Here is a 21,505-nt window from a genome sequence, read left to right on the forward strand (position 1 = left end):
CGTTTCACAGGTCGGGCATGATAGCGCAATGTTGGTATGTGTCCGGCTGTTCTATATCACTTGGCCTGCAGCTTGCGCTCGATGGCGGCCATCAACATTTCGCCGATGTTCGTGCCAAATGCGTTGTCGATCTCGCGAATGCAGGTCGGGCTGGTGACATTGATTTCGGTGAGGTTTTCCCCAATTACGTCAAGGCCTACAAACAGCAAACCCTTTTCCCGCAGGGTCGGGCCAACTTGGCTGGCGATCCAGCGGTCCTTGTCGGACAACGGCCGCGCTTCGCCTCGACCGCCTGCTGCCAGGTTGCCACGGGTCTCGCCCGCCGCCGGAATACGCGCCAGGCAGTAATCCACCGGCTCGCCGTCGATCATCAGGATGCGTTTGTCGCCGTCCTTGATCGCCGGCAGGTAGGCCTGGCCCATGATCTGCTGGGTGCCCAGGGCGGTCAGGGTTTCGAGGATCACCGACAGGTTCGGGTCGCCGGCGCGGTGACGGAAGATCGAGGTGCCACCCATGCCGTCCAGCGGCTTGAGGATCACATCACCGTGTTTGGCGGCAAATTCACGCAGCACGTCGGCGCGACGGCTGACCACGGTGGGCGGCGTGCACTGCGGGAACAAGGTGGCGAACAGCTTTTCATTGCAGTCGCGCAGGCTTTGCGGCTTGTTGACGATCAGCACGCCGGCACGCTCGGCCTGCTCCAGCAGGTAGGTGGAGTAGACGAACTCCATGTCGAACGGCGGGTCCTTGCGCATCAGGATCACGTCGAGGTCGCTCAGGGGGCTGTCGATTTCGTCCTGCAGTTCGAACCACTTCTCGGGGTTGGCAAACACCTGCAGCGGGCGCATGCGTGCACGGGCCTCGCCGTCGCCCTGGTATAGGTCGCGCTGCTCCATATAGAACAGGCTCCAGCCGCGGGCCTGGGCGGCCAGGAGCATGGCCAGCGAGCTGTCCTTTTTATAGGAAATGCTGGCGATAGGGTCCATGACAATGCCGACGCGAACGCTCATGGGGGATTTCCTCTAGCAAAATTGGGGCGCATAAAAGTGGCGTCAGAGTGGCGCTGCGGCTGTTGTGGGTCAAGGAAAAACCACCGGGCGGGTGCCTCGATAGATTGCTCCCCGAGACTGTGCTAAAAAGACTGCCACGGCGCAGCAGCCCTTGAATTCCAAGGCCTGCGGCGCTCATCCTGTGCAACATCAGGCAGTACACACCGAAAACCGATTCGCTGTGGCGATGGTAGAGCAGATATGGAACAGCATTCCAACGCCTTGAGAGTGATGGTGATCGACGATTCGAAGACGATCCGCCGCACCGCCGAGACGCTGTTGAAGAACGTGGGCTGCGATGTCATCACGGCCATCGACGGTTTCGATGCCCTGGCCCGGATTGTGGATCATCACCCGCACATTATCTTTGTCGACATCATGATGCCGCGCCTGGATGGCTATCAGACCTGCGCCCTGGTGAAGAACAACCCGGTGTTCAAGTCGATCCCGGTGATCATGCTGTCCTCCAAGGACGGTCTGTTCGACAAGGCCAAGGGGCGCATCGTGGGTGTCGATCAGTTTTTGACCAAGCCTTTCAGCAAGGAAGAACTGCTGAGTGCGATCAAGGCCTATGTGCCCGGGTTCGCCGCAGTGGAACAAGCACACTGACGCCGCCTCACAAGGGCCGGCGCCGACCAATGTAGTGGGGAAAACCATGGCACGTGTTCTGATCGTCGACGATTCGCCGACCGAAATGTACAAACTGACCGGCATGCTGGAAAAGCACGGCCACCAGGTCCTCAAGGCCGAGAACGGCGCCGACGGCGTGGCCCTGGCCCGCCAGGAAAAGCCTGACGCCGTGCTGATGGACATCGTGATGCCGGGCCTCAATGGCTTCCAGGCCACCCGCCAGCTGTCCAAGGAGCCGGAAACCAACGGCATCCCGATCATCATCATCACCACCAAGGATCAGGAGACCGACAAGATCTGGGGCGCACGCCAGGGTGCCAAGGATTACCTGACCAAGCCTGTGGACGAGGAAACCCTGATCGCCACCCTGAACAAGGTGCTGGCCGGCTGACGGCACGCCATCATGACCGAGTCGCAAACCGCCTTCGAGTTGCTGCTGGACATCGACCGCCGCTGCCGCCTGCTGGCCGCCGACCTGCCGTCCCAGGAAACCCGCCTGCAACGCTGGAGCGGGATTGGTTTTCGCCTGGGTCAGCATTGGTATGTCGCGCCCATGGGCGAAGTCGCCGAAGTCCTGCATGAGCCGCGCTGCACTTTAATGCCCGGGGTCAAGGCCTGGGTCAAGGGTGTTGCTAACCTGCGCGGGCGTTTGCTGCCGGTGATGGACCTCGGCGGCTTCCTTGGCCTTGGGCTGTCCAAGGCGCGCAAGCAACGGCGGGTGCTGGTGGTGGAATACAACGATCTGTTTGTCGGGCTGCTGGTAGACGAGGTGGTGGGGATGCAGCATTTTGCACAAGACGCCTTGCTGGCGAGCCCCAGCCCCGGCGCGCCATTTATCCAGGGCCAATTCGACGGCGAGCCGCTGTGGCAGGTCTTCAGCCCCTTCGCCCTGGCCCAGGCCCCAGGCTTCATGGATGTCGCCGCATGAGCACCGCGACTACGCCCAAACCCCAGGCCGGCTCACGCAGCCGTTCACAGATCATCGTGCTGTTTATCGCGCTGATCGTATTCATCATGCTGCTGTTCGCCAACTTCGCTTACCTCAACACCCAGTCCACCTACGACAAGCAGTACATCGGCCACGCCGGTGAACTGCGCGTGCTGTCCCAACGCATTGCCAAGAACGCTACCGAGGCCGCCGCCGGCAAGGCCGCCGCATTCAAGCTGTTGGGCGACGCGCGCAACGATTTTGCCCAGCGCTGGGGCTACCTGAAAAAAGGCGACCCGGAAACCGGCCTGCCTGCTGCGCCCAGTGCGGTCCGCGCCGAAATGCGCGCGGTGCAGACGGACTGGGAAGCGCTGTTGAAAAACACCGACGCGATCCTCGCCAGCGAACAGACCGTGCTGTCCCTGCACCAAGTGGCCGCGACCCTCGCCGAAACCGTACCGCAATTGCAGATGGAGTCGGAAAAGGTCGTCGACATCCTGCTGCAACGCGGCGCGCCGGCCAGCCAGGTGGCCTTGGCCCAGCGCCAGTCGCTGCTGGCCGAACGTATCCTGGGCGCGGTCAACACGGTGCTGGCCGGTGACGAAACCGCCGTCCAGGCCGCCGACACCTTCGGCCGCGATGCCAATCGCTTCGGGCAGGTGCTCAATGGCATGCTCAACGGCAACCCCGGGCTGCGCATCACTCAGGTCGAAGACCGCGATGCCCGCGCGCGGCTGGCGGAAATCGCCGAGTTGTTCGAGTTTGTCTCCGGCTCCGTGGATGAAATTCTCGAAACCTCGCCGCAGTTGTTCCAGGTCCGCGCCTCGGCGAGCAATATTTTCAACCTGTCGCAAACCCTGCTCGATGAAGCCTCGCACCTGGCCACCGGTTTTGAAAACCTCGCCAGCGGACGCAGCTTCGACACCATCGGCGGCTATGTGCTGGGCCTGTTGGCGCTGGCCTCGATCATCCTGATCGGCCTGGTGATGGTGCGCGAAACCAACCGCCAACTGCACGAGACCGCCGAGAAGAACGAGCGCAACCAGAACGCGATCATGCGCCTGCTCGATGAAATCGAAGACCTGGCCGACGGCGACCTCACCGTGACCGCCTCGGTGACCGAAGACTTCACCGGCACCATCGCCGACTCCATCAACTATTCCGTGGACCAACTGCGCGACCTGGTGGCCACCATCAACCTTACCGCCGGGCAAGTGGCGGGTGCCGTGCAAGAGACCCAGGCCACCGCCATGCACCTGGCCCAGGCCTCCGAGCATCAGGCCCAGCAGATCGCCGAAGCCTCCACCGCGATCAACCAGATGGCCCAGTCCATCGACCAGGTGTCGGCCAACGCGGCCGAATCATCGGCGGTGGCGGAACGTTCGGTGGAAATCGCCAACAAAGGCAACGAGGTGGTGCACAACACCATCCACGGCATGGACAACATCCGCGAACAGATCCAGGACACCGCCAAGCGCATCAAGCGCCTGGGCGAGTCGTCCCAGGAGATTGGCGACATCGTCAGCCTGATTGACGACATTGCCGACCAGACCAACATCCTCGCCCTCAACGCCGCGATCCAGGCGAGCATGGCCGGGGATGCCGGACGCGGCTTTGCGGTGGTGGCCGATGAAGTGCAGCGGCTGGCCGAGCGTTCGTCGGCGGCCACCCGGCAGATTGAAACCCTGGTGCGCGCGATCCAGGCCGACACCAACGAAGCCGTCATCTCCATGGAACAGACCACCACCGAAGTGGTGCGCGGTGCACGGCTGGCCCAGGACGCCGGGGTGGCGCTGGAAGAGATCGAAGGCGTATCGAAAACCCTGGCCGCGCTGATCCAGAGCATCTCCAACGCGGCGCAGCAACAGACCTCGTCGGCGGGGCAGATCTCCCTGACCATGAACGTGATCCAGCAGATCACCACGCAGACGTCATCGGGCTCCACCGCTACCGCCGAAAGCATCGGCAACTTGGCGAAGATGGCCAGCCAGTTGCGCAGGTCGGTGTCGGGTTTCACCCTGCCAGCGGCCAAACAGGCTGATGATTGAAATGCGATCCAAATGTGGGAGGGGCTTGCCACCTCCCCCACTAGATCTCCATTGGCTTTGAGATCCAAGCAACCCACGAATTCTAAGCGGAGCAGTTATGGTTGATCGGCACGACTACGTGGCCCTCGAATGGGTCAAGGGCGACATTGCCGAAACCCTGAAGCAGGCCCGTTCGGCGCTGGATGCATTTGTCGAGACCCACGACGATGGCGTGATCAGCCAGTGCCTGGACGCTATCCACCAGGTGCATGGCGCGCTGCAAATGGTCGAGTTCTACGGCGCGGCGCTGCTGGCCGAAGAGATCGAGGAGCTGGCCCTGGCGCTCCAGGCCGGGCATGTCGGCCAGCGCGAGGAAAGTATCCGCCTGCTGCAACAGGCCCTGGGCCAACTGCCGTTGTACCTTGACCGGGTGCACAGCGCTCGCCGTGATTTACCGCTGGTGGTGCTGCCGCTGCTCAACGACCTGCGCAGTGCCCACGGCGAAAGCCTGCTGTCGGAAACCAGTTTGTTCAGCCCGCAACTGCTATCGATTGCGCCGCTTCCCGATGACGCCCTGGCCCAACGCGCGCCGACCGACCTCCAGGAACAACTGCGCCAATGGCACCAACTGCTGCAGCAGGCCCTCGCCGGGCTGCTGCGTGAAGACCACGGGCCGAGCAACCTGGAAGACATGGCGCGGGTGTTCGCGCGCCTCGAGGCGCTGTGCCAGGGCGCGCCGCTGTTACCGCTGTGGCAAGTGACGTCGGCGCTGGTCGAGGGCATGCTCACCGGCGTGGTCGCCAACAGCCCGGCACTGCGCAGCCTGCTCAAGGCCAGTGACAAACAACTCAAGCGCCTGCTGGCGCAGGGCATCGGCGGGATCAACCAACCCGCACCGGATGAACTGCTCAAGAGCCTGTTGTTTTACGTCGCCAAAGTCACTCGACCGACCCCGCGCATGCAGGGTCTGAAAGAGCGCTACAGCCTGGATGAGGCCTTGCCCGACAGCGCAGTGGTGGACGCCGAACGCGCGCGCCTTGCCGGGCCGGATCGCAACGCCATGGGCTCGGTGCTCGGCGCGTTGTGTGAAGAGTTGGTCCGGGTCAAAGAGCGCCTCGACCTGTTCGTGCGCAGCGACCGCCAGCACACGAGCGACCTCGACGCGCTGCTGGCGCCCCTGCGACAGATTGCCGATACCCTCGCGGTGCTGGGGTTTGGCCAGCCGCGCAAAGTCATCATCGACCAGCTGGCGGTGGTATTGAGCCTGGCCCAGGGACATCGCGAGCCCAACGATGCGGTGCTGATGGACGTCGCCGGTGCGCTGCTCTATGTGGAAGCCACGCTGGCGGGAATGGTCGGCACCGTCGAGCCGGAAGGCCATGAAGAGAGCCGCCTGCCCACCACCGACCTGACCCAGATCCACCAGTTGGTCATCCGCGAATCCTGCCAGTGCCTGCAGCAAGCCAAGGAGCTGGTGATCGACTGTATCGAAGCCGATTGGGACCGCCAGCGCCTGGAATCCCTGCCGGAACTGCTGAGCCAGGTGCGCGGTGCGCTGGCGATGATCCCCTTGCCCCGCGCGGCCAGCCTGATGCGCGGTTGCACCGATTACGTCGACGAACAGTTGATGGTCAACGACAGCCCGCCGTCGGAGGTACAACTGGGGCATTTCGCCGATGTGATCAGCAGCCTGGAGTATTACCTCGAACGCATGCTCCAGGACCCGGACGCCGCCGGTGAGCGGGTGTTGGAACTGGCCACCCAAAGCCTGGCTGCGCTGGGCTACCTGCCCGCCGAAAAACCCTGGCGCCAGGCGCTGGCAGCACCCGATGGCGCGCTGTCGAGCGAGGTTGCGCCCAGCCAGTCCCAGTTCGACGCACTGGCCAACCCCACGTCGCGCCTCAATCCGCCGGCCTTGCAACGCCCCGGTAGCCTGCTGCCGCCGCCGGCCGATGAAGCGCCCATCGACGATGAACTGCGCGATGTCTTCCTCGAAGAAACCGAGGAAGTCCTTGAGGTGCTGCACCGCCACCTGCCCAACAGTGCGGGCAAAACCGCCCAGGGCGAAATGCGCCGCGCCTTCCACACCCTGAAAGGCAGCGGCCGCATGGTGCGCGCCCTGGTGCTGGCAGAATTGGCCTGGGCCGTGGAAAACCTGCTGAACCGTGTGCTCGAGCGCAGCGTGGCCCTCGGCCCCGAGATCCAACAGGTGCTGGATGACGCTGTGGCCCTGCTGCCGGCATTGATCGCCGACTTCGCGACGGGCGAGCAACACCAGCGCGATGAGGTCGACGCCCTGGCCGCTCGCGCCCACGCCTGGGCCAACGGTGCCGCAGGGTCAGGCGCCGAACCCCACGATCCGATGTTGCTGGAGATCTTCCGCAACGAAGCCCAGAGCCATCTGGACAGCCTCAACCACTTCCTGCAACAGGCCGCCGAGCATGTGCCGCTGCAAGTCAGCGATGAACTGCAACGCGCCCTGCACACCCTCAAGGGCAGCGCCTACATGGCTGGCGTGTTGCCCATCGCCGAGCTGGTGCGCCCACTGGATCACCTGACCCGCGAATACAAGGCCCATCGCCTGCCGCTGGACCTGGACGAAGTCGAGTTGCTGCTGGAAGCCGAAGGCCTGTTCCAGCGCGGGTTGCGTCAACTGGACCGCGATCCCCTGGTGCCGATCAAGGGCGCGGATGACTTGATCCGCCGTACCCAGGCCCTGCTCGACCATCAACTGGCCGCGCTGCTCGACGCCCCCAACACGGGGTTGCGGATCAAGCGCGACCCGCAACTGATTGCCAACTTCCTGGCCCAGGGCATGGACATCCTGCTCGACGCCGAAAGCCTGCTGCGCCGCTGGCAGCAACACCCCGGCGAACGCCAGGAACTCACTGCGCTGCTGGATGAGTTGACCACGCTGGGGGAGGGCGCTCACATCGCAGACCTGCTCCCCATCGACGCCTTGTGCGAAGCCTTGCTCGACCTCTACGGCGCTGTGGAAGAGAGCAGCCTTGCGGTCAGCGAGCGGTTTTTCCATGAGGCCGAACAGGCCCATGAAGCGCTGATCAGCATGCTCGATCAACTGGCGGCCGGCCAGGAAATCAGCCCGGCACCGGCGCGGGTACAGGCCCTGCGCGAACTGCTCGACGACGCGCTGGACCCCTCCGCCACCGGCCTGATCAAAAGCGACGGCAGCCGCGCCCTGAGCATCTCCGAACTGGGCGCTGCCACTGCGCAGCTGGATCATGAAACGGCGATGGACGATGAGATCGTCGAGATCTTCCTCGAAGAAGCCGTGGATATCCTCGACAGTGCCGGGCAGTCCCTGAAACGCTGGCTGCTGGAGCCGGACAGTGCCGCGCCGTTGTCGTCCCTGCAGCGCGACCTGCACACCCTCAAGGGCGGCGCGCGCATGGCCGACATCGGACCGGTGGCCGACCTAGCCCATGAATTGGAGTGCCTGTACGAAGGCCTGGTGGATCGGCGCTACAGCTACTCCAGCGAGCTGTCGCAGGTGCTGATGGCCAGCCATGAGCGGCTGGCCCTGCAACTGGAGGAACTGCAGCACCATCAACCCTTGAGCGACAGCGCCGAACTGGTCACCCGGTTGCGCGCGCTACGCCAGGGCGGCATGCCGGCTGTACAGGCCGCCCCACCTGCGGAAACGCCGGTCACCGACCCCGAGTTGCTGGACATCTTCCTCGAAGAAGCCGCCGACATTCTCGACAGCTCCGGCAGCGCCTTGCTGCGCTGGCAGGCCGAGCCGAACAATCGCCAGGAAGTCGAAACCCTGCTGCGCGACCTGCACACCCTCAAGGGCGGCGCGCGCATGGTCGAGATCGGGCCGATCGGTGACCTGGCCCATGAGCTGGAATTTCTCTACGAAGGGCTGTCCGCCGGTTTGCTCGCGCCGTCCGCCGAACTGTTCGCGTTGCTGCAGGGCTGCCACGACCGCCTGGCGCAGATGATCGACGCCGTGGCGGATGGGCTGCCGGTGGGTTCGGTGGACAAGCTCATCGAACGTATCAAGAGCCTGGTGCACCCCAGCGATGAGCCCGTGACGCCCGTGGCGCTCCCCGCAGGCAAGGCCGAAGCGGTGGTCGATCCCGGCGCCGACATGGTGAAGATTTCCGCTGACCTGCTGGACGACCTGGTCAACCTGGCCGGCGAGACCTCGATCTTCCGTGGTCGTATCGAGCAGCAAGTCAACGACGCACGCATTGCTCTGCATGAGGTGGAAACCACTATCGAACGCATGCGCGACCAACTGCGTCGCCTCGACACCGAAACCCAGGGGCGCATCCTCAGTCGTCAACAGGCCGAGGCCGAGCGCCTGGGCTATGAAGAATTCGACCCGCTGGAAATGGACCGTCATTCGCAGTTGCAGCAGCTGTCCCGGGCGCTGTCGGAATCGGCCTCCGACCTGCTCGACCTCAAGGACACCCTCGACCGCCGCAACGAGGACGCCCATGGCCTGTTGCAGCAACAGGCGCGCATCAACACCGAGTTGCAGGAAGGCCTGATGCGCACGCGCATGGTGCCCTTCGAGCGCATGCTGCCGCGCCTCAAACGCATCGTGCGCCAGGTGGCGGGCGAGTTGGGCAAGGACGTGGAGTTCATCGTCGGCAATGCCGAGGGCGAGATGGACCGCAATGTGCTGGAGCGCATGGCGGCACCGCTGGAACACATGCTGCGCAACGCCGTCGACCATGGCCTGGAGTCCCGCGATGCGCGGCTGCTGGCCGGCAAGCCGGAGAAGGGCCGCATCACCCTGGACCTGACCCACGAAGGCGGCGATATCGTTTTCGACATGCGCGACGACGGTGCCGGCGTGCCTCTGGATGCGGTGCGGCGCAAGGCGATCAAGCGCGGTTTGCTCGCCCCTCATCAAGAGATGAGCGACCGTGATGTGTTGCAGTTCATCCTGCAGCCGGGGTTCTCCACGGCGGAAAAGATCACGCAGATTTCCGGGCGTGGCGTGGGCATGGACGTGGTGCACGAAGAAGTGCGCCAGCTCGGCGGCTCGATGTTCATTGACTCGACACCGGGGGAGGGCGTGCACTTTCGCATCCGCCTGCCGTTTACCGTGTCGGTCAATCGGGCGTTGATGGTGCACTGCGCGGACGATCAATACGCGATCCCGCTCAACACCATCGAAGGTCTGGTGCGGGTGCTGCCCCATGAGCTGGCGGGGCACTACCAGCAGGATCCGCCGTGTTATGAATATGCCGGCCAACGCTACGAGCTGTTTTACCTGGGTGACCTGCTGCACACCGTCGGTCGCCCGAAATTACTGGGCCAGTATCAACCCGTGCCGGTGTTGCTGGTGCAGTGCAACGAGCGCCGTGTGGCGGTGCATGTGGACGCCATGGCCGGCACCCGGGAGATTGTGGTCAAGGGCCTGGGCCCGCAGTTTTCCGGGGTGCAGGGGTTATCCGGCGCGACCATCCTGGGGGATGGGCGCGTGGTGTTGATCATCGACCTGCTCGCGCATATCCGCGCCCGGCAACCGGCCTTGCCGGCCCAGCCGGTGGATACTCCGTTGATCCTCAACGACCCGCTGAAAAAGCGCCCGCTGCTGGTGCTGGTGGTGGACGACTCGGTCACCGTGCGCAAAGTCACCAGCCGCCTGCTGGAGCGCAACGGCATGAACGTACTCACCGCCAAGGACGGCATCGACGCCCTCGCCGTGCTCGAGGAACATACCCCCGACCTGATGCTGCTCGACATCGAAATGCCGCGCATGGACGGCTTCGAAGTGGCCATTCAGGTGCGCAACGACCCTCGGCTGATGCGCCTGCCGATCATCATGATCACCTCCCGCACCGGCCAGAAACACCGCGACCGCGCCATGGCCATCGGCGTCAACGACTACCTGGGCAAGCCGTACCAGGAATCGGTGCTGCTCGAAAGCATCGCCTACTGGAGCAAATCCCGTGCTTGACCACCGCACCAGCCAACTCACCGGCCTGCTCCTGCCCCTGGCCGACCGCCACCTGATACTGCCCAACGTCGCCATCGCCGAGTTGATCGACTTCCAACGCGGCGAACCGGCCAGCGATGCGCCGCCGTGGTATTTGCGGCAAGTGACGTGGCGAGATCGGCAAATCCCGTTGATCAGCTTTGAAGCGGCATGCGGCGAGGCCGGCGTGACCGGCGAACGCTCGCGGATCGTGGTGTTGAATGCACTGGGCGGGCGACCGACGTTGAAGTTCATTGCGCTGGTGATCCAGGGGATTCCACGGTCGTACAAGCTCGATAGCGAATTGAGCTACGTGGACGTGCCGCTGTGCCCGCTGGAACTGGCGGCGGTGCAGGTGGGGGAACATGTGGCTAAGGTGCCGGATTTGATGGGGCTCGAGGCTCTGCTGGTGGAGTCCGGGTTGGCCTGAGCGGCGCATTCTTCATGAGAAATGAGAGGCACCTGTGGTGAGGGCGCTTTCCCGTTCAGAGACGCTGCAGCAGATGAAAATCAGCAATCAGCATACCGGCCAGGTACACCATCAAAATCACCACACCCGCGTCCAATAAACGCCAGACCTTTGCCGAACGAAATAGCCCCGTCAACCTTTGGCATCCCAACGCCAAAACCACAAACCACACCAGCGACGCGGTCATTGCTCCGCCGGCAAAGAACGCTTGTTGGCTGACGGGCTTTGCCGCACCAATAGAGCCAATTAGCACCACGGTATCCAGCCAAGCATACGGATTGGCAAATCCAAGTATCACCGCCGTGCGCAGCAATCCCCGTTGTGAGTTGAGGTTGCTTTGAGTATCTGGCATCGACTGGTTACGCACACAAGCCAATAACCGCTGCCCGCCAAACCACAACAGATAAGCCGCTCCTGACAGCAGCAGGAACGCCACCAAACCTGGCTTGCTGCCGAGCAACGAGCCCAAGCCCATGACCCCAAGAGCGATGAGGATGATATCGGCGAACACGCATACCGCCACCACACCCCAGACAGGGCTGCGACTGACACCCTGGCGAATAACCAGGGTGTCCTTCGGTCCAGGAGCGGCGAACAGTCCGATGCCCAGTAGAAGACCTTCGAGATAAAAGGCGTTGAGGTCTGGAGTCATGAAGTGCTCGACCGCTTGGGTATCAGTTCAATTGAAGGGGTTGATTACCGAAACCGGTATGTCGCGCGTTGACGGCGCTTTTCAAGTCGATCGGTTGGTGGCGGCAAAAGCCTGTCAGTTCCTGCTCTGCATCAGGGTTGACGAAGTAAATGAGAGAGCTGCGCGGCGTTGGTCTCCGAGGCGTCAGAACCGCGTGGTATGCAGCGGGAATCGCATAGTCTGAGAGCTCAGTCAGTAACGATCCGGCCAAGATTGCAACCTCGTTCTCTAAGAGGCGTACCGGCTCCAGCGAGCTGCCTCGAACCAGAACGAGGCCATCACGAGTAGGCTTGATAAATGACAACAGATGACCATCCTCGTGAGGGTCCTGAGCAAACTGGCGCTGACCCGACCCGGAATTAGCTCCATAGACACACAGTTGCAGATAGGACGCTGCACGCAAAGAGCTCAACGAAGTGGCTCCAAACTCCGCGCAAATTCCGTCCATCAATTCCTGGGCAAGCTCGCTGATCTGTTGTTCAAAAGTAGTAACGGCGGCAAAAAATTCACTTCGTGTGAATTCAAAGGCTCTTCGTTTTGATGAATGCGCAGGCCAATAACAAAATCGCTCACACAGGTCTGGCTGATCCTCAAGGCTCGAGTACTCAGCGCCAAAGGGGAAAAATCCATCGGTGTCTTTCGCGAAGGAAAACGAGGCCTTGGTCGCTGGCGATATTGCGGAGTATCCATCAACGATTTTTTTGTAATCCAGCAGCATCGCTTCTGATATTTGCAGGGTGCCAAAGCCTGTTTGAGCAACGGATTCACAGCACGCTTTGATGTGGTTCATGGCTATATCCAAAGGTAGATGTAAAGGAATGCAACAAACACTAGGTTCGCAAGCATGCGAGAAACTACGACACTGGATATGACCGACTAAAAGGGCCCATCCATGTCCTTCACAACATCGCCAGCAGGTGGCGAGTGTGCATGGTTCAAGACACGTGGCGGCGGACAGATTGTCTTTTTTGGCGGACAAAGAAATGACGTTCACCTAAAAATGGGAACCGCAAACTTCGTATGAATATAAGAACGCGAGATACCCTCAGGTCACTGGTTGCACGGCGCAGCCGCGAGCTGGGCAAGCCCCTGACTGCGCTGGCCAAGGAGGCGGGAATTTCCAGAACCTACCTGTACGGTCTAGCGGCTGGGGCGTCCAGGGACCCGTCGGTGCGTACGCTGATCAAGCTGGCAAAGGCATTGCAGGTTTCTCCCTTGCTGCTGTTTCGCTACTTCGCTGACCTGACAGGCGCGCCCGATAATGCGTGCTCAATGGCTACCACCAATCGGGCTGCAGGTATTGATGATCCGGAGGACGTTGCGGTGTTCAATGCCGACGTCACAACGCCTGATCAAGCCGTCGTGTTGCCGGGGGAAGTTTTTCAGAAAACCTGGGAGATTCAGAACCTGGGCACACGACCCTGGCGCGGGCGACGACTGGTGCGTGTTGATAGGGAATATGTGATTGCCCGCCGCGCAGATCCACAAGGCCAGTTGGAGGTTGTGATGGATATTCATCTGCGTAGCCTGCACAGCGAGCTCCCCATTGCCGATACGCTGCCGGGCCAGCCGGTGCATATCAGTGTGGAGTTTGCAGCACCCAAGGAGACCTGCACGGTGGCTTCAGTCTGGAGAATCGAGGATGAGCAGGGGAAACCTTGTTACGGGCCTGCGTTCATTTTGCATGTAGTGGTTAACGTCATGGCGCGTTGAGCATCCGGTTGGCTTTTTCCTTAGTCAATCCGCGCAAACCGCTCAATCACCGGCTGCTCCCGATGCTCGGCCTGCCACAAGTCGTGGGCACTTTGCATCGACAACCATAACTGCGCAGTACTTACGCCGGCTCGCTCCAACCGGACGGCAAGGTCCGGGCTGACGGGAGCGTGGCCATGCAAGATCCTTGAAAAAGTCTCGCGGGCAAAGCCAAGACGTTTAGCCATTTCGGTGATGGTGATGCCCAAGGCTGGGACCACGTCCTCAAGTAGAATTTCACCTGGGTGAGGTGGGTTGTGCATACCCATATCGATACCTCCACTCAGTGGTAATCAAGATAATCAACCAGTTCGACCTGATCGTCGAACATTCGAAAAATGATGCGCCAGTTACCACTTATGCTGACGGACCAGTAGTCGATCAGGTCGCCCTTCAAACGGTGGAAGCGCCAGCCGGGCAGATCCAGTGCATCGGCGCAAGCGCTTTGCATGATTTGCGTTGATGCCTCTGGTTGAACCGGTCTCATAGAACGCCCTGAGTCCTTTATGTTTCCAGCTGACGATCATGGCGCGATTGTGATGTGATACATCACGCTCTGCAATGGCCTTGCATCGGGATTAACGATCGGGTTCATGATGCCTGCCCGTAGCTATTCGGAGCGAAAAGGCTAGGGACAACGGTTCCGAGCAACAACCTGAAAAGTCTGTCAGATAATTCTCTTCTGAGTGTCGATGATCGTTCCCACGCTCCGCGTCACCCTATTGCAGGGCTTTGGCCTTGCGCTGGCTGGCGGCTGCGGCTGGGGCTTCGGATTTTTCCTGCAAGATTTTGGGTTGTGCATGAACTTGTCGCGTGCAGTCAGCGCGCCTAGTCTTCGTCCCGTCATCGCAAAAAACGGTGACACGGACGTGCAAGTCCGGTTACATGTCGGCGCACCAACGCCCATAGCCATTCAACGGGCGTTTTTTATGCCTGCTGTATTTGTTATGGCGGCTGTGCGTGGGAGATCCTTCGGGGTCTGCCGGGGTCCGATATGCCCGGTCTTGCACACCTGCGCACAGCTGCCACCTTAATTCGCGTGCAAGCGGAAAAGGGCAGTCTCCATCACATATCGGAGTTGTAAATCATGGTTAAACCTACCCCCAATCCGCCCGCAAGCCTCTTCACCGTAAACCCCCACCAAAACACCGAAACCCTGCTGGTCAACGCCAGCGAAACCCTGTCCTCCCTCAACGCACTCACCTGCAACCTGGCCTTCGACCTGGACACTTCCCAGCGCGCCATCATGCTCGGGATCCAGCAAATGACCGAGTTGGGGCAGTTGCTGGTGGATCGGGCGCTGAAGCAGGTCAGCCCTTCGCTGGAAAAGGTCCCAAACAGGGACTGATCAGCCCCTGTTTGGGACCGCTATCTAACAGGCATCACTGAACAAATGTGGGAGGGGGCTTGCCCCCGATGGCTGAGTGTCAGTTGATACATGACTTAGCTGACCCTCCGCTATCGGGGGCAAGTCGAATCGTCGCACCGCCCCTCCCACATTTAGATCATCTTTTGGCTCGGCTCAGCGTTTGCTGATGCTCCATTACTCCAACCGTAACGATCCGCCGCCCAGCTTGATTGATGGCCCCCTGAATCACTCCTAAGGTACAGCCCACGACAGCAAACCCGTGGAGCGACCATGACAACAACAACCCCCGACTCGCGCTGGACGCGGCGGCGCGACGAGAAGCAGCGGCGGCTTGGGCAGGTCAAAAAAATCGCAGACGGGGCGGTGTTGCCCAGCGACAGGATCGTCGAAGCGCTTGAGGCGCTGATCCTCCCCGGCGACCGCGTGGTGCTGGAAGGCAACAACCAGAAGCAAGCCGACTTCCTCTCGCGCTCCCTGGCCAAGGCTGACCCGGCCAAACTCCACGATTTGCACATGATCATGCCCAGCGTCGGGCGGTCCGAGCACCTGGACCTGTTTGAAAAGGGCATCGCGCGCAAGCTGGACTTTTCCTTCGCCGGCACCCAATCCCTGCGCATCAGCCAATTGCTCGAAGACGGCCTGCTGGAAATCGGTGCGATCCATACCTACATCGAACTCTACGCACGACTGGTGGTGGACCTGATCCCCAACGTCGTACTTTCCGCCGGTTTCATGGCCGACCGTGCCGGCAATATCTACACCGGCGCCAGCACCGAAGACACTCCCGCGCTGATCGAACCCGCCGCCTTCAGCGATGGCATCGTGATCGTGCAGGTCAACCAGTTGGTGGATGACGTCACCGACTTGCCGCGCGTCGACATCCCCGCCAGTTGGGTGGATTTTGTGGTGGTGGCCGACAAGCCGTTCTACATCGAGCCGCTTTTCACCCGCGACCCGCGCCATATCAAACCCGTGCATGTGTTGATGGCGATGATGGCGATCCGTGGCATCTACGAAAAACACAATGTGCAGTCGCTCAACCACGGCATCGGTTTCAACACCGCCGCCATCGAATTGATCCTGCCCACCTACGGCGAATCCCTGGGCCTGAAGGGCAAGATCTGCCGCAACTGGACCCTCAACCCGCACCCCACGCTGATCCCCGCCATCGAAAGCGGCTGGGTGGACAGCGTGCATTGTTTCGGCACCGAACTGGGCATGGAAAACTACATCGCCGCGCGCCCGGATGTGTTCTTCACCGGCCGTGACGGTTCGATGCGCTCCAACCGGATGTTCTGCCAACTGGCCGGCCAATACGCGGTGGACCTGTTTATCGGTGCGACCCTGCAAGTCGACGGCGACGGTCATTCCAGCACCGTGACCCGTGGCCGCCTCGCCGGTTTCGGTGGGGCGCCGAACATGGGCCACGACCCGCGCGGTCGTCGTCACGGCACGCCGGCATGGCTGGACATGCGCCACGGCGACGCGCCGGAAGCGCTGCTGGAACGCGGCAAAAAGCTCGTGGTGCAGATGGTCGAGACCTTCCAGGAAGGCGGCAAGCCCACCTTCGTCGACACCCTCGACGCCGTGGAAGTGGCGCGCAAAAGCGGCATGCCCCTGGCGCCGATCATGATCTACAGTGACGACGTCACCCACCTGCTCACCGAAGAAGGCATCGCCTACCTGTACAAGGCGCGGTCCCTGGAAGAGCGCCAGGCGATGATCGCCGCCGTCGCCGGGGTGACCGCCATCGGCATGCGCCACAACCCCAAGGACACCGCGCGCATGCGCCGCGAAGGCCTGATCGCCTTGCCCGAAGATTTGGGCATCCGCCGCACCGACGCCACCCGCGAGTTATTGGCCGCCAAGAGCGTGGCCGACCTGGTGGAGTGGTCCGGTGGCCTGTACAACCCGCCCGCCAAATTCAGGAGCTGGTAAATGCGCGCCCTTAAACTGCACGAACTCAGTCTCGCGGATCGCCTGGCGGATATGGCCGTCGATGCGCTGATCGATGAAGCCGACCTGTCGCCCAAGCCCGCCCTGGTGGATCGCCGCGGCAACGGCGCCCACAGTGATCTGCACCTGGGGCTGATGCACGCTTCGGCGCTGTCGCTGTGGCCGATGTTCAAGGCGATGGCCGAGGCGGCGCTTGAATTCGGTGAAGTCGGCTTGCCACTGCGCGAAGCCCTCGGCCGTATCGGGCGCGAAGGTGAGCAGGCGATGCTCGTCACCACCCACGGCGTGAACACCCATCGCGGCGCGATCTGGGCCCTCGGCCTGCTGACCGCAGCGGCTGCCCTGGAACCGCGAGCCATAACGCTGAACGCCGCCAGACTGGCCCTGCTCAACGACCGTTACGCGCCCCAGTCGATGAGCCACGGTGCCCAGGTCGCGCAACGCTACGGCGCACGCGGTGCCCGTGAAGAAGCGCAATTGGGCTTCCCCGCCGTGACCCAACGCGGTCTGCCGCAACTGCGCCAGAGCCGCCGCCAGAACGTCGGTGAACAGAACGCGCGCCTGGACGCCTTGCTCGCGATCATGACCGAGCTGGCCGACACCTGTGTGCTCTATCGCGCCGGCACCGCAGGCCTGCAGGCAATGCAACACGGCGCCCAAGCGGTGCTCGACGCTGGCGGCAGCGCCACCCTGGCCGGGCGCCGCAGCCTGCACGAACTGGACAACCAGCTCTTGGCCCTGAATGCCTCCCCCGGTGGCGCCGCCGACCTGTTGGCCGCCTGCCTGTTTATCGACCGCCTCGACGGAGCGTTGTGATGGAAACCTTATCCTTTGAATTCCCCGCCGGGCAGCCGCCAACAGGCCGCGCGCTGGTGGGTTGCGTCGGCTCGGGCGACCTGGAAGTGCTGCTGGAACCGGGCACGGCCGGCACGTTGACCATCCAGGTACAGACCTCGGTAAATGGCGCCGAACAACGCTGGCAGCACCTGTTCGAACGCATCTTCCAGGAGCAGACGCCACCGGCCCTGAACATTGATATCCACGATTTCGGCGCCACCCCCGGCGTGGTGCGTTTGCGCCTGGAGCAGGGTTTCGAGGAGATCGGCCATGACTGACTTGCTGGCTAAACACAGCTTCGTGGAACTGGGTGCGCGGCAGCGGGCCAAGGCCTTGTTGGATGCCGGCACCTTTCGCGAACTGATCGACCCGTTCCAGAGGGTCATGTCGCCCTGGCTCAGCCGCCAGGGGGTGGTGCCCCAGGCCGATGACGGGGTGGTGATCGCCAAGGGCAGCATCGGCGACTTGCCTGTGGTGATTGCGGCCATTGAAGGTAACTTCCAGGGCGGCAGCCTCGGTGAAGTGGGCGGCGCAAAAATCGCCGGCGCCCTGGAACTGGCCGCCGAAGACAACCGCAAGGGCATCCCGACCCGCGCCGTGCTGCTGTTGGAAACCGGCGGCGTGCGCTTGCAGGAAGCCAACCTCGGCCTGGCCGCGATTGCCGATATACACGCGGCGATTGTCGACCTGCGCCAGTACCAGCCGGTGATCGGTGTGGTGGCGGGCAGCGTTGGCTGTTTCGGTGGCATGTCCATCGCGGCCGGGCTGTGCAGTTACCTCGTCGTCACCCGCGAAGCGCGCCTGGGGCTGAACGGTCCGCAGGTGATCGAACAGGAGGCCGGGCTGGAAGAGTACGACTCCCGCGACCGTCCCTTTATCTGGAGCCTCACGGGCGGCGAGCAACGTTTCAACAGCGGCCTGGCCGACCGTTACGTGGCCGACGATGCGGCGCAGATCCAGCAGACTGTCAGCGCGTTGTTGCAGCAGGGCCTGCCCGCACAACAGCGCAGTCGCCAGGCTGATGATTACCTCGCACGTTTGGCCGAGTTGGACGCCGTAGCGCAAATCGACCCGGCGACGGTGCGCGAGCTGTATCAGGGAGAACGCTCATGAGAGGCTTGCAGTGGTTCAACGCATTGAGCGCCGGCGCTCCAGGTGTAGACGATTTGCCGGCGTCGCTGAGGGTGGCCGACGGTGTATTGGGTGAGCAACAGGTGCGCTTTGTCGCCGTGGTTACCGACGCGCAAAACCGCTTCCCTCGGGCGCGCAATGGCGAAGTCGGTTTGTTGGAGGGCTGGGGTTTGGCCAAGGCCGTCGATGAAGCCATCGCCCGGGGTGACAAGCGCCCGATCATCGCCATCGTCGATGTGCCCAGCCAGGCCTACGGCCGTCGCGAAGAAGCCCTCGGCATCCATCAGGCCCTGGCCGCTGCCGCCGACAGTTATGCCCGCGCGCGCCTGGCCGGGCACCCGGTGATTGCTCTGCTGGTGGGCAAGGCCATGTCCGGTGCGTTCCTCGCCCATGGCTACCAGGCCAACCGCCTGATTGCCCTGCGCGACCCCGGTGTGATGGTGCACGCCATGGGCAAGGCCTCGGCCGCGCGAGTGACCCTGCGCAGCGTCGAAGAGCTGGAAGCCCTGGCCGCCAGCGTGCCGCCCATGGCCTATGACATCGACAGTTATGCCAGCCTCGGTTTGCTCTGGGAGACCTTGTCGGTGAACCGGATTGAACAACCCACGGCGGACGATGTAGCACGGGTCAGCGATTGCCTGGTGAATGCGATCAAGGACGTCGGCAGCGCCGATCTGCGCGGACGCCTCGGCGCGACTAATCGCGCAGCGTCCAGCCAGGTTCGCCAACTGCTGCGGGAACAATGGTGAACGCCCACGACTTGCTCTGGGGCATGACCCCGGCGCATGCGCCCGCCGATGCTCCGACCTGGGTGCTCGAAGCGCTCGGCGCCGGCCATCCCGTGGTGGTGCGCCGCGCCATTGCCGCTCTGGGGCATGTGGCGGTCGGCGTGCGCGGGCGTTTGCGTGAGCAGCGTTTCGCCGCCGAGATGCCGTTGGCGGCGGTGCAGCGGCGTGTTGCACCGGAAGCCCTGCGCGACGTGGTTTCGCTACGGGACGTACCCGCACTGCAAGCGCTTGCTCAATTGCGTTCGGTGCTGGTGCACGAGGCATGGGGCGTCAGCGGTAGCGCAGGCTTTGAATTGGCCACTGGCATCGAAGCACTGCATGCCCAGAGTGATCTGGATTTGATCCTGCGTACGCCCAAGCGCCTTGAACGCAGCGATGCCGAGGACCTGCTGGCGAGCCTGGACACGGCGGTGTGCCCTGTGGACCTGCAACTGCAAACCCCGTTCGGCGCCGTGGCCTTGCGCGAATGGGCTGGTGGATCACGTCGCGTGCTGTTGAAAACCATCAGCGGCGCGCACCTGGTCGACGATCCCTGGCAGGCCGTGGCATGAGCAGCCTCCTGGTGTTTCCGGGGCAGGGTGCCCAGCGACCAGGCATGCTCCAGTCGCTGCCCGAACCTGTGCTGGCAGAAGCCAGCGATGCCCTGGGCGAAGACGTGCGCCTGCTCGATTCCGCGCAAGCCCTGGCCAATACCCGCGCCGTGCAGTTGTGCCTGTTGATCGCCGGCGTCGCCCACGCCAACCTCTTGAACCGCAGCCCGGATTACGTCGCGGGCCTGTCCATCGGCGCCTACCCGGCTGCGGTCATCGCCGGGGCCCTGGATTTTGCCGATGCGGTAAAGCTGGTCAGCCTGCGCGGCCAACTGATGCAAAACGCTTATCCACACGGCTACGGCATGACCGCGATCATCGGCGTGGAGTTATCCACCGTCGAAACACTCCTCGCCGACATCCACAGCCCTGAAACCCCGGTGTACCTGGCCAATATCAACGCCGATAACCAAAGCGTGATCGCCGGCAGCGACGAGGCCATGAAGCGTGTCGCCGCGCGCATCAAGGGCAACGGCATCGCCAAGCGCCTGGCCGTCAGTGTGCCGTCCCATTGCGCGCTGCTGGCGCAACCGGCCGAGGCCCTGGCCCAGGCATTTGTCCCGCTCAAGGCGCCGCGCATCACCTACCTGAGCAGCACCCGCGCGCGGCCGATCCACCACCCCGAACACCTGCGCGACGACCTGGCCTTCAACATGTGCCGCGTCGTTGACTGGCGCGGCACCGTGCAAGGCGCCTACGAGCGCGGGGTGCGCCTGCAAATCGAACTGCCCCCGGGCGCCGTGCTCACCGGCCTGTCACGCCGCGTGTTCGAACAAGGCACCGTGATCGCCTGCGAAAGCGCACGCCTGGATACCTTGCAGGCCCTGCTGGAAGAGGAGGAGCGCCGCCACCGATAAAGCACCACCCAAGGCTGTCGAAGCACAAAAACAACAATTTCGATCGAGCACTTCGAGGACAACAACAATGATTATTTACGGTGTGGCATTGCTGGCGATCTGCACGCTGGCAGGCGTGATCATGGGTGACATGCTCGGCGTGTTGCTGGGCGTCAAATCCAACGTGGGCGGAGTGGGGATCGCCATGATCCTGCTGATCTGCGCCCGCCTGTGGATGCAAAAACGCGGCGGCATGACCAAGGAGTGCGAGATGGGCGTGGGCTTTTGGGGCGCCATGTACATTCCCGTGGTGGTGGCAATGGCCGCGCAGCAGAACGTCGTGACCGCCCTGCACGGCGGCCCGGTCGCGGTGCTGGCGGCGATTGGTTCGGTGGTGGTCTGTGGTTGCACCATCGCCTTGATCAGCCGTACGCACAAGGGCGAGCCTCTGCCCGCCGAAGAGCCGCTGATCGTGCCTGCGGGAGGTCGCTGA

General features: G+C 62.8%; 20 protein-coding genes and 1 pseudogene. 16 read left to right on the forward strand and 5 right to left on the reverse strand.

Annotated elements, in window-relative coordinates; genetic code table 11:
• Nucleotides 1–56: 56 nt before the first annotated feature.
• Nucleotides 57–1,010: a glutathione synthase gene (gene gshB / locus BM416_RS21955; RefSeq protein WP_065923845.1), complete on the reverse strand. Its 954-nt coding sequence runs from the start codon at nt 1,008–1,010 to the stop codon at nt 57–59.
• A gap of 240 nt (nt 1,011–1,250) precedes the next feature.
• On the opposite strand from gshB, the gene pilG reads away from it, so the two are divergent.
• The 6 genes from pilG (at nt 1,251) to BM416_RS21985 (ending at nt 11,023) form a co-directional block, all read left to right on the forward strand.
• On the forward strand, nt 1,251–1,658 hold the full coding sequence (gene pilG / locus BM416_RS21960; protein ID WP_027606081.1) for a twitching motility response regulator PilG: 408 nt from the start codon (nt 1,251–1,253) through the stop codon (nt 1,656–1,658).
• 46 nt (nt 1,659–1,704) lie between these two features.
• Complete coding sequence (pilH, locus tag BM416_RS21965; RefSeq protein WP_014720320.1) at nt 1,705–2,070, forward strand: twitching motility response regulator PilH; 366 nt, start codon at nt 1,705–1,707, stop codon at nt 2,068–2,070.
• Nucleotides 2,071–2,082: 12 nt separating this feature from the next.
• The gene (locus BM416_RS21970) at nt 2,083–2,607 is read left to right on the forward strand and encodes a chemotaxis protein CheW (protein WP_092489438.1); all 525 of its coding nucleotides are present in this window, start codon (nt 2,083–2,085) and stop codon (nt 2,605–2,607) included.
• A complete protein-coding gene (locus BM416_RS21975; RefSeq protein WP_092489439.1) occupies nt 2,604–4,655 on the forward strand; it encodes a methyl-accepting chemotaxis protein in 2,052 nt (683 codons plus the stop codon). The genes BM416_RS21970 and BM416_RS21975 overlap by 4 nt, the downstream gene beginning before the upstream one ends.
• 97 nt (nt 4,656–4,752) lie before the next feature.
• Nucleotides 4,753–10,575: an Hpt domain-containing protein gene (locus tag BM416_RS21980; RefSeq protein ID WP_092489440.1), complete on the forward strand. Its 5,823-nt coding sequence runs from the start codon at nt 4,753–4,755 to the stop codon at nt 10,573–10,575.
• Complete coding sequence (locus tag BM416_RS21985; protein ID WP_027606077.1) at nt 10,568–11,023, forward strand: chemotaxis protein CheW; 456 nt, start codon at nt 10,568–10,570, stop codon at nt 11,021–11,023. Before BM416_RS21980 ends, BM416_RS21985 begins: the two co-directional genes overlap by 8 nt.
• Before the next feature lie 55 nt (nt 11,024–11,078).
• Here the strand turns inward: BM416_RS21985 and BM416_RS21990 are convergent, their stop codons facing one another.
• Both BM416_RS21990 and BM416_RS21995 read right to left on the reverse strand, forming a co-directional pair.
• Nucleotides 11,079–11,714: a LysE/ArgO family amino acid transporter gene (locus BM416_RS21990; protein WP_092489441.1), complete on the reverse strand. Its 636-nt coding sequence runs from the start codon at nt 11,712–11,714 to the stop codon at nt 11,079–11,081.
• Between the two features lie 22 nt (nt 11,715–11,736).
• A complete protein-coding gene (locus BM416_RS21995; protein WP_092489442.1) occupies nt 11,737–12,543 on the reverse strand; it encodes a 2OG-Fe(II) oxygenase family protein in 807 nt (268 codons plus the stop codon).
• Between the two features lie 230 nt (nt 12,544–12,773).
• On the opposite strand from BM416_RS21995, the gene BM416_RS22000 reads away from it, so the two are divergent.
• Nucleotides 12,774–13,466 carry an NBR1-Ig-like domain-containing protein gene (locus BM416_RS22000; RefSeq protein ID WP_092489443.1) on the forward strand — a complete coding sequence of 231 codons (693 nt, stop codon included), beginning with the start codon at nt 12,774–12,776 and terminating at the stop codon, nt 13,464–13,466.
• 20 nt (nt 13,467–13,486) lie between these two features.
• Here the strand turns inward: BM416_RS22000 and BM416_RS22005 are convergent, their stop codons facing one another.
• Nucleotides 13,487–13,774: a HigA family addiction module antitoxin gene (locus BM416_RS22005; RefSeq protein WP_092489444.1), complete on the reverse strand. Its 288-nt coding sequence runs from the start codon at nt 13,772–13,774 to the stop codon at nt 13,487–13,489.
• 14 nt (nt 13,775–13,788) lie between these two features.
• Nucleotides 13,789–14,032: pseudogene (locus BM416_RS22010) on the reverse strand (type II toxin-antitoxin system RelE/ParE family toxin).
• Between the two features lie 560 nt (nt 14,033–14,592).
• Between BM416_RS22010 and BM416_RS22015 the strand changes: the two are divergent.
• The 9 genes from BM416_RS22015 (at nt 14,593) to madL (ending at nt 21,505) form a co-directional block, all read left to right on the forward strand.
• Nucleotides 14,593–14,853 carry a DUF6124 family protein gene (locus BM416_RS22015; protein ID WP_092489445.1) on the forward strand — a complete coding sequence of 87 codons (261 nt, stop codon included), beginning with the start codon at nt 14,593–14,595 and terminating at the stop codon, nt 14,851–14,853.
• A gap of 291 nt (nt 14,854–15,144) precedes the next feature.
• Nucleotides 15,145–16,812, forward strand: coding sequence for a malonate decarboxylase subunit alpha (mdcA, locus tag BM416_RS22020; RefSeq protein WP_092489446.1), 1,668 nt, complete (start codon nt 15,145–15,147; stop codon nt 16,810–16,812).
• Nucleotides 16,813–17,646 (forward strand): triphosphoribosyl-dephospho-CoA synthase, encoded by an 834-nt coding sequence (locus BM416_RS22025; protein WP_092489447.1) that lies wholly within the window; start codon nt 16,813–16,815, stop codon nt 17,644–17,646.
• Nucleotides 17,646–17,945, forward strand: coding sequence for a malonate decarboxylase subunit delta (locus BM416_RS22030; protein WP_065923835.1), 300 nt, complete (start codon nt 17,646–17,648; stop codon nt 17,943–17,945). The genes BM416_RS22025 and BM416_RS22030 overlap by 1 nt, the downstream gene beginning before the upstream one ends.
• Nucleotides 17,938–18,780 carry a biotin-independent malonate decarboxylase subunit beta gene (locus tag BM416_RS22035; RefSeq protein WP_092489448.1) on the forward strand — a complete coding sequence of 281 codons (843 nt, stop codon included), beginning with the start codon at nt 17,938–17,940 and terminating at the stop codon, nt 18,778–18,780. The genes BM416_RS22030 and BM416_RS22035 overlap by 8 nt, the downstream gene beginning before the upstream one ends.
• Nucleotides 18,777–19,547 carry a biotin-independent malonate decarboxylase subunit gamma gene (gene mdcE, locus BM416_RS22040; RefSeq protein ID WP_092489449.1) on the forward strand — a complete coding sequence of 257 codons (771 nt, stop codon included), beginning with the start codon at nt 18,777–18,779 and terminating at the stop codon, nt 19,545–19,547. The genes BM416_RS22035 and mdcE overlap by 4 nt, the downstream gene beginning before the upstream one ends.
• The gene (locus BM416_RS22045; RefSeq protein WP_092489450.1) at nt 19,541–20,137 is read left to right on the forward strand and encodes a malonate decarboxylase holo-ACP synthase; all 597 of its coding nucleotides are present in this window, start codon (nt 19,541–19,543) and stop codon (nt 20,135–20,137) included. Before mdcE ends, BM416_RS22045 begins: the two co-directional genes overlap by 7 nt.
• A complete protein-coding gene (gene mdcH, locus BM416_RS22050; protein ID WP_092489451.1) occupies nt 20,134–21,033 on the forward strand; it encodes a malonate decarboxylase subunit epsilon in 900 nt (299 codons plus the stop codon). Before BM416_RS22045 ends, mdcH begins: the two co-directional genes overlap by 4 nt.
• Before the next feature lie 67 nt (nt 21,034–21,100).
• A complete protein-coding gene (gene madL / locus BM416_RS22055; RefSeq protein ID WP_027606068.1) occupies nt 21,101–21,505 on the forward strand; it encodes a malonate transporter subunit MadL in 405 nt (134 codons plus the stop codon).

The sequence above is a fragment of the Pseudomonas sp. NFACC42-2 genome, from assembly GCF_900116055.1.
GTDB classification, from domain to species: Bacteria; Pseudomonadota; Gammaproteobacteria; order Pseudomonadales; family Pseudomonadaceae; genus Aquipseudomonas; species Aquipseudomonas marginalis.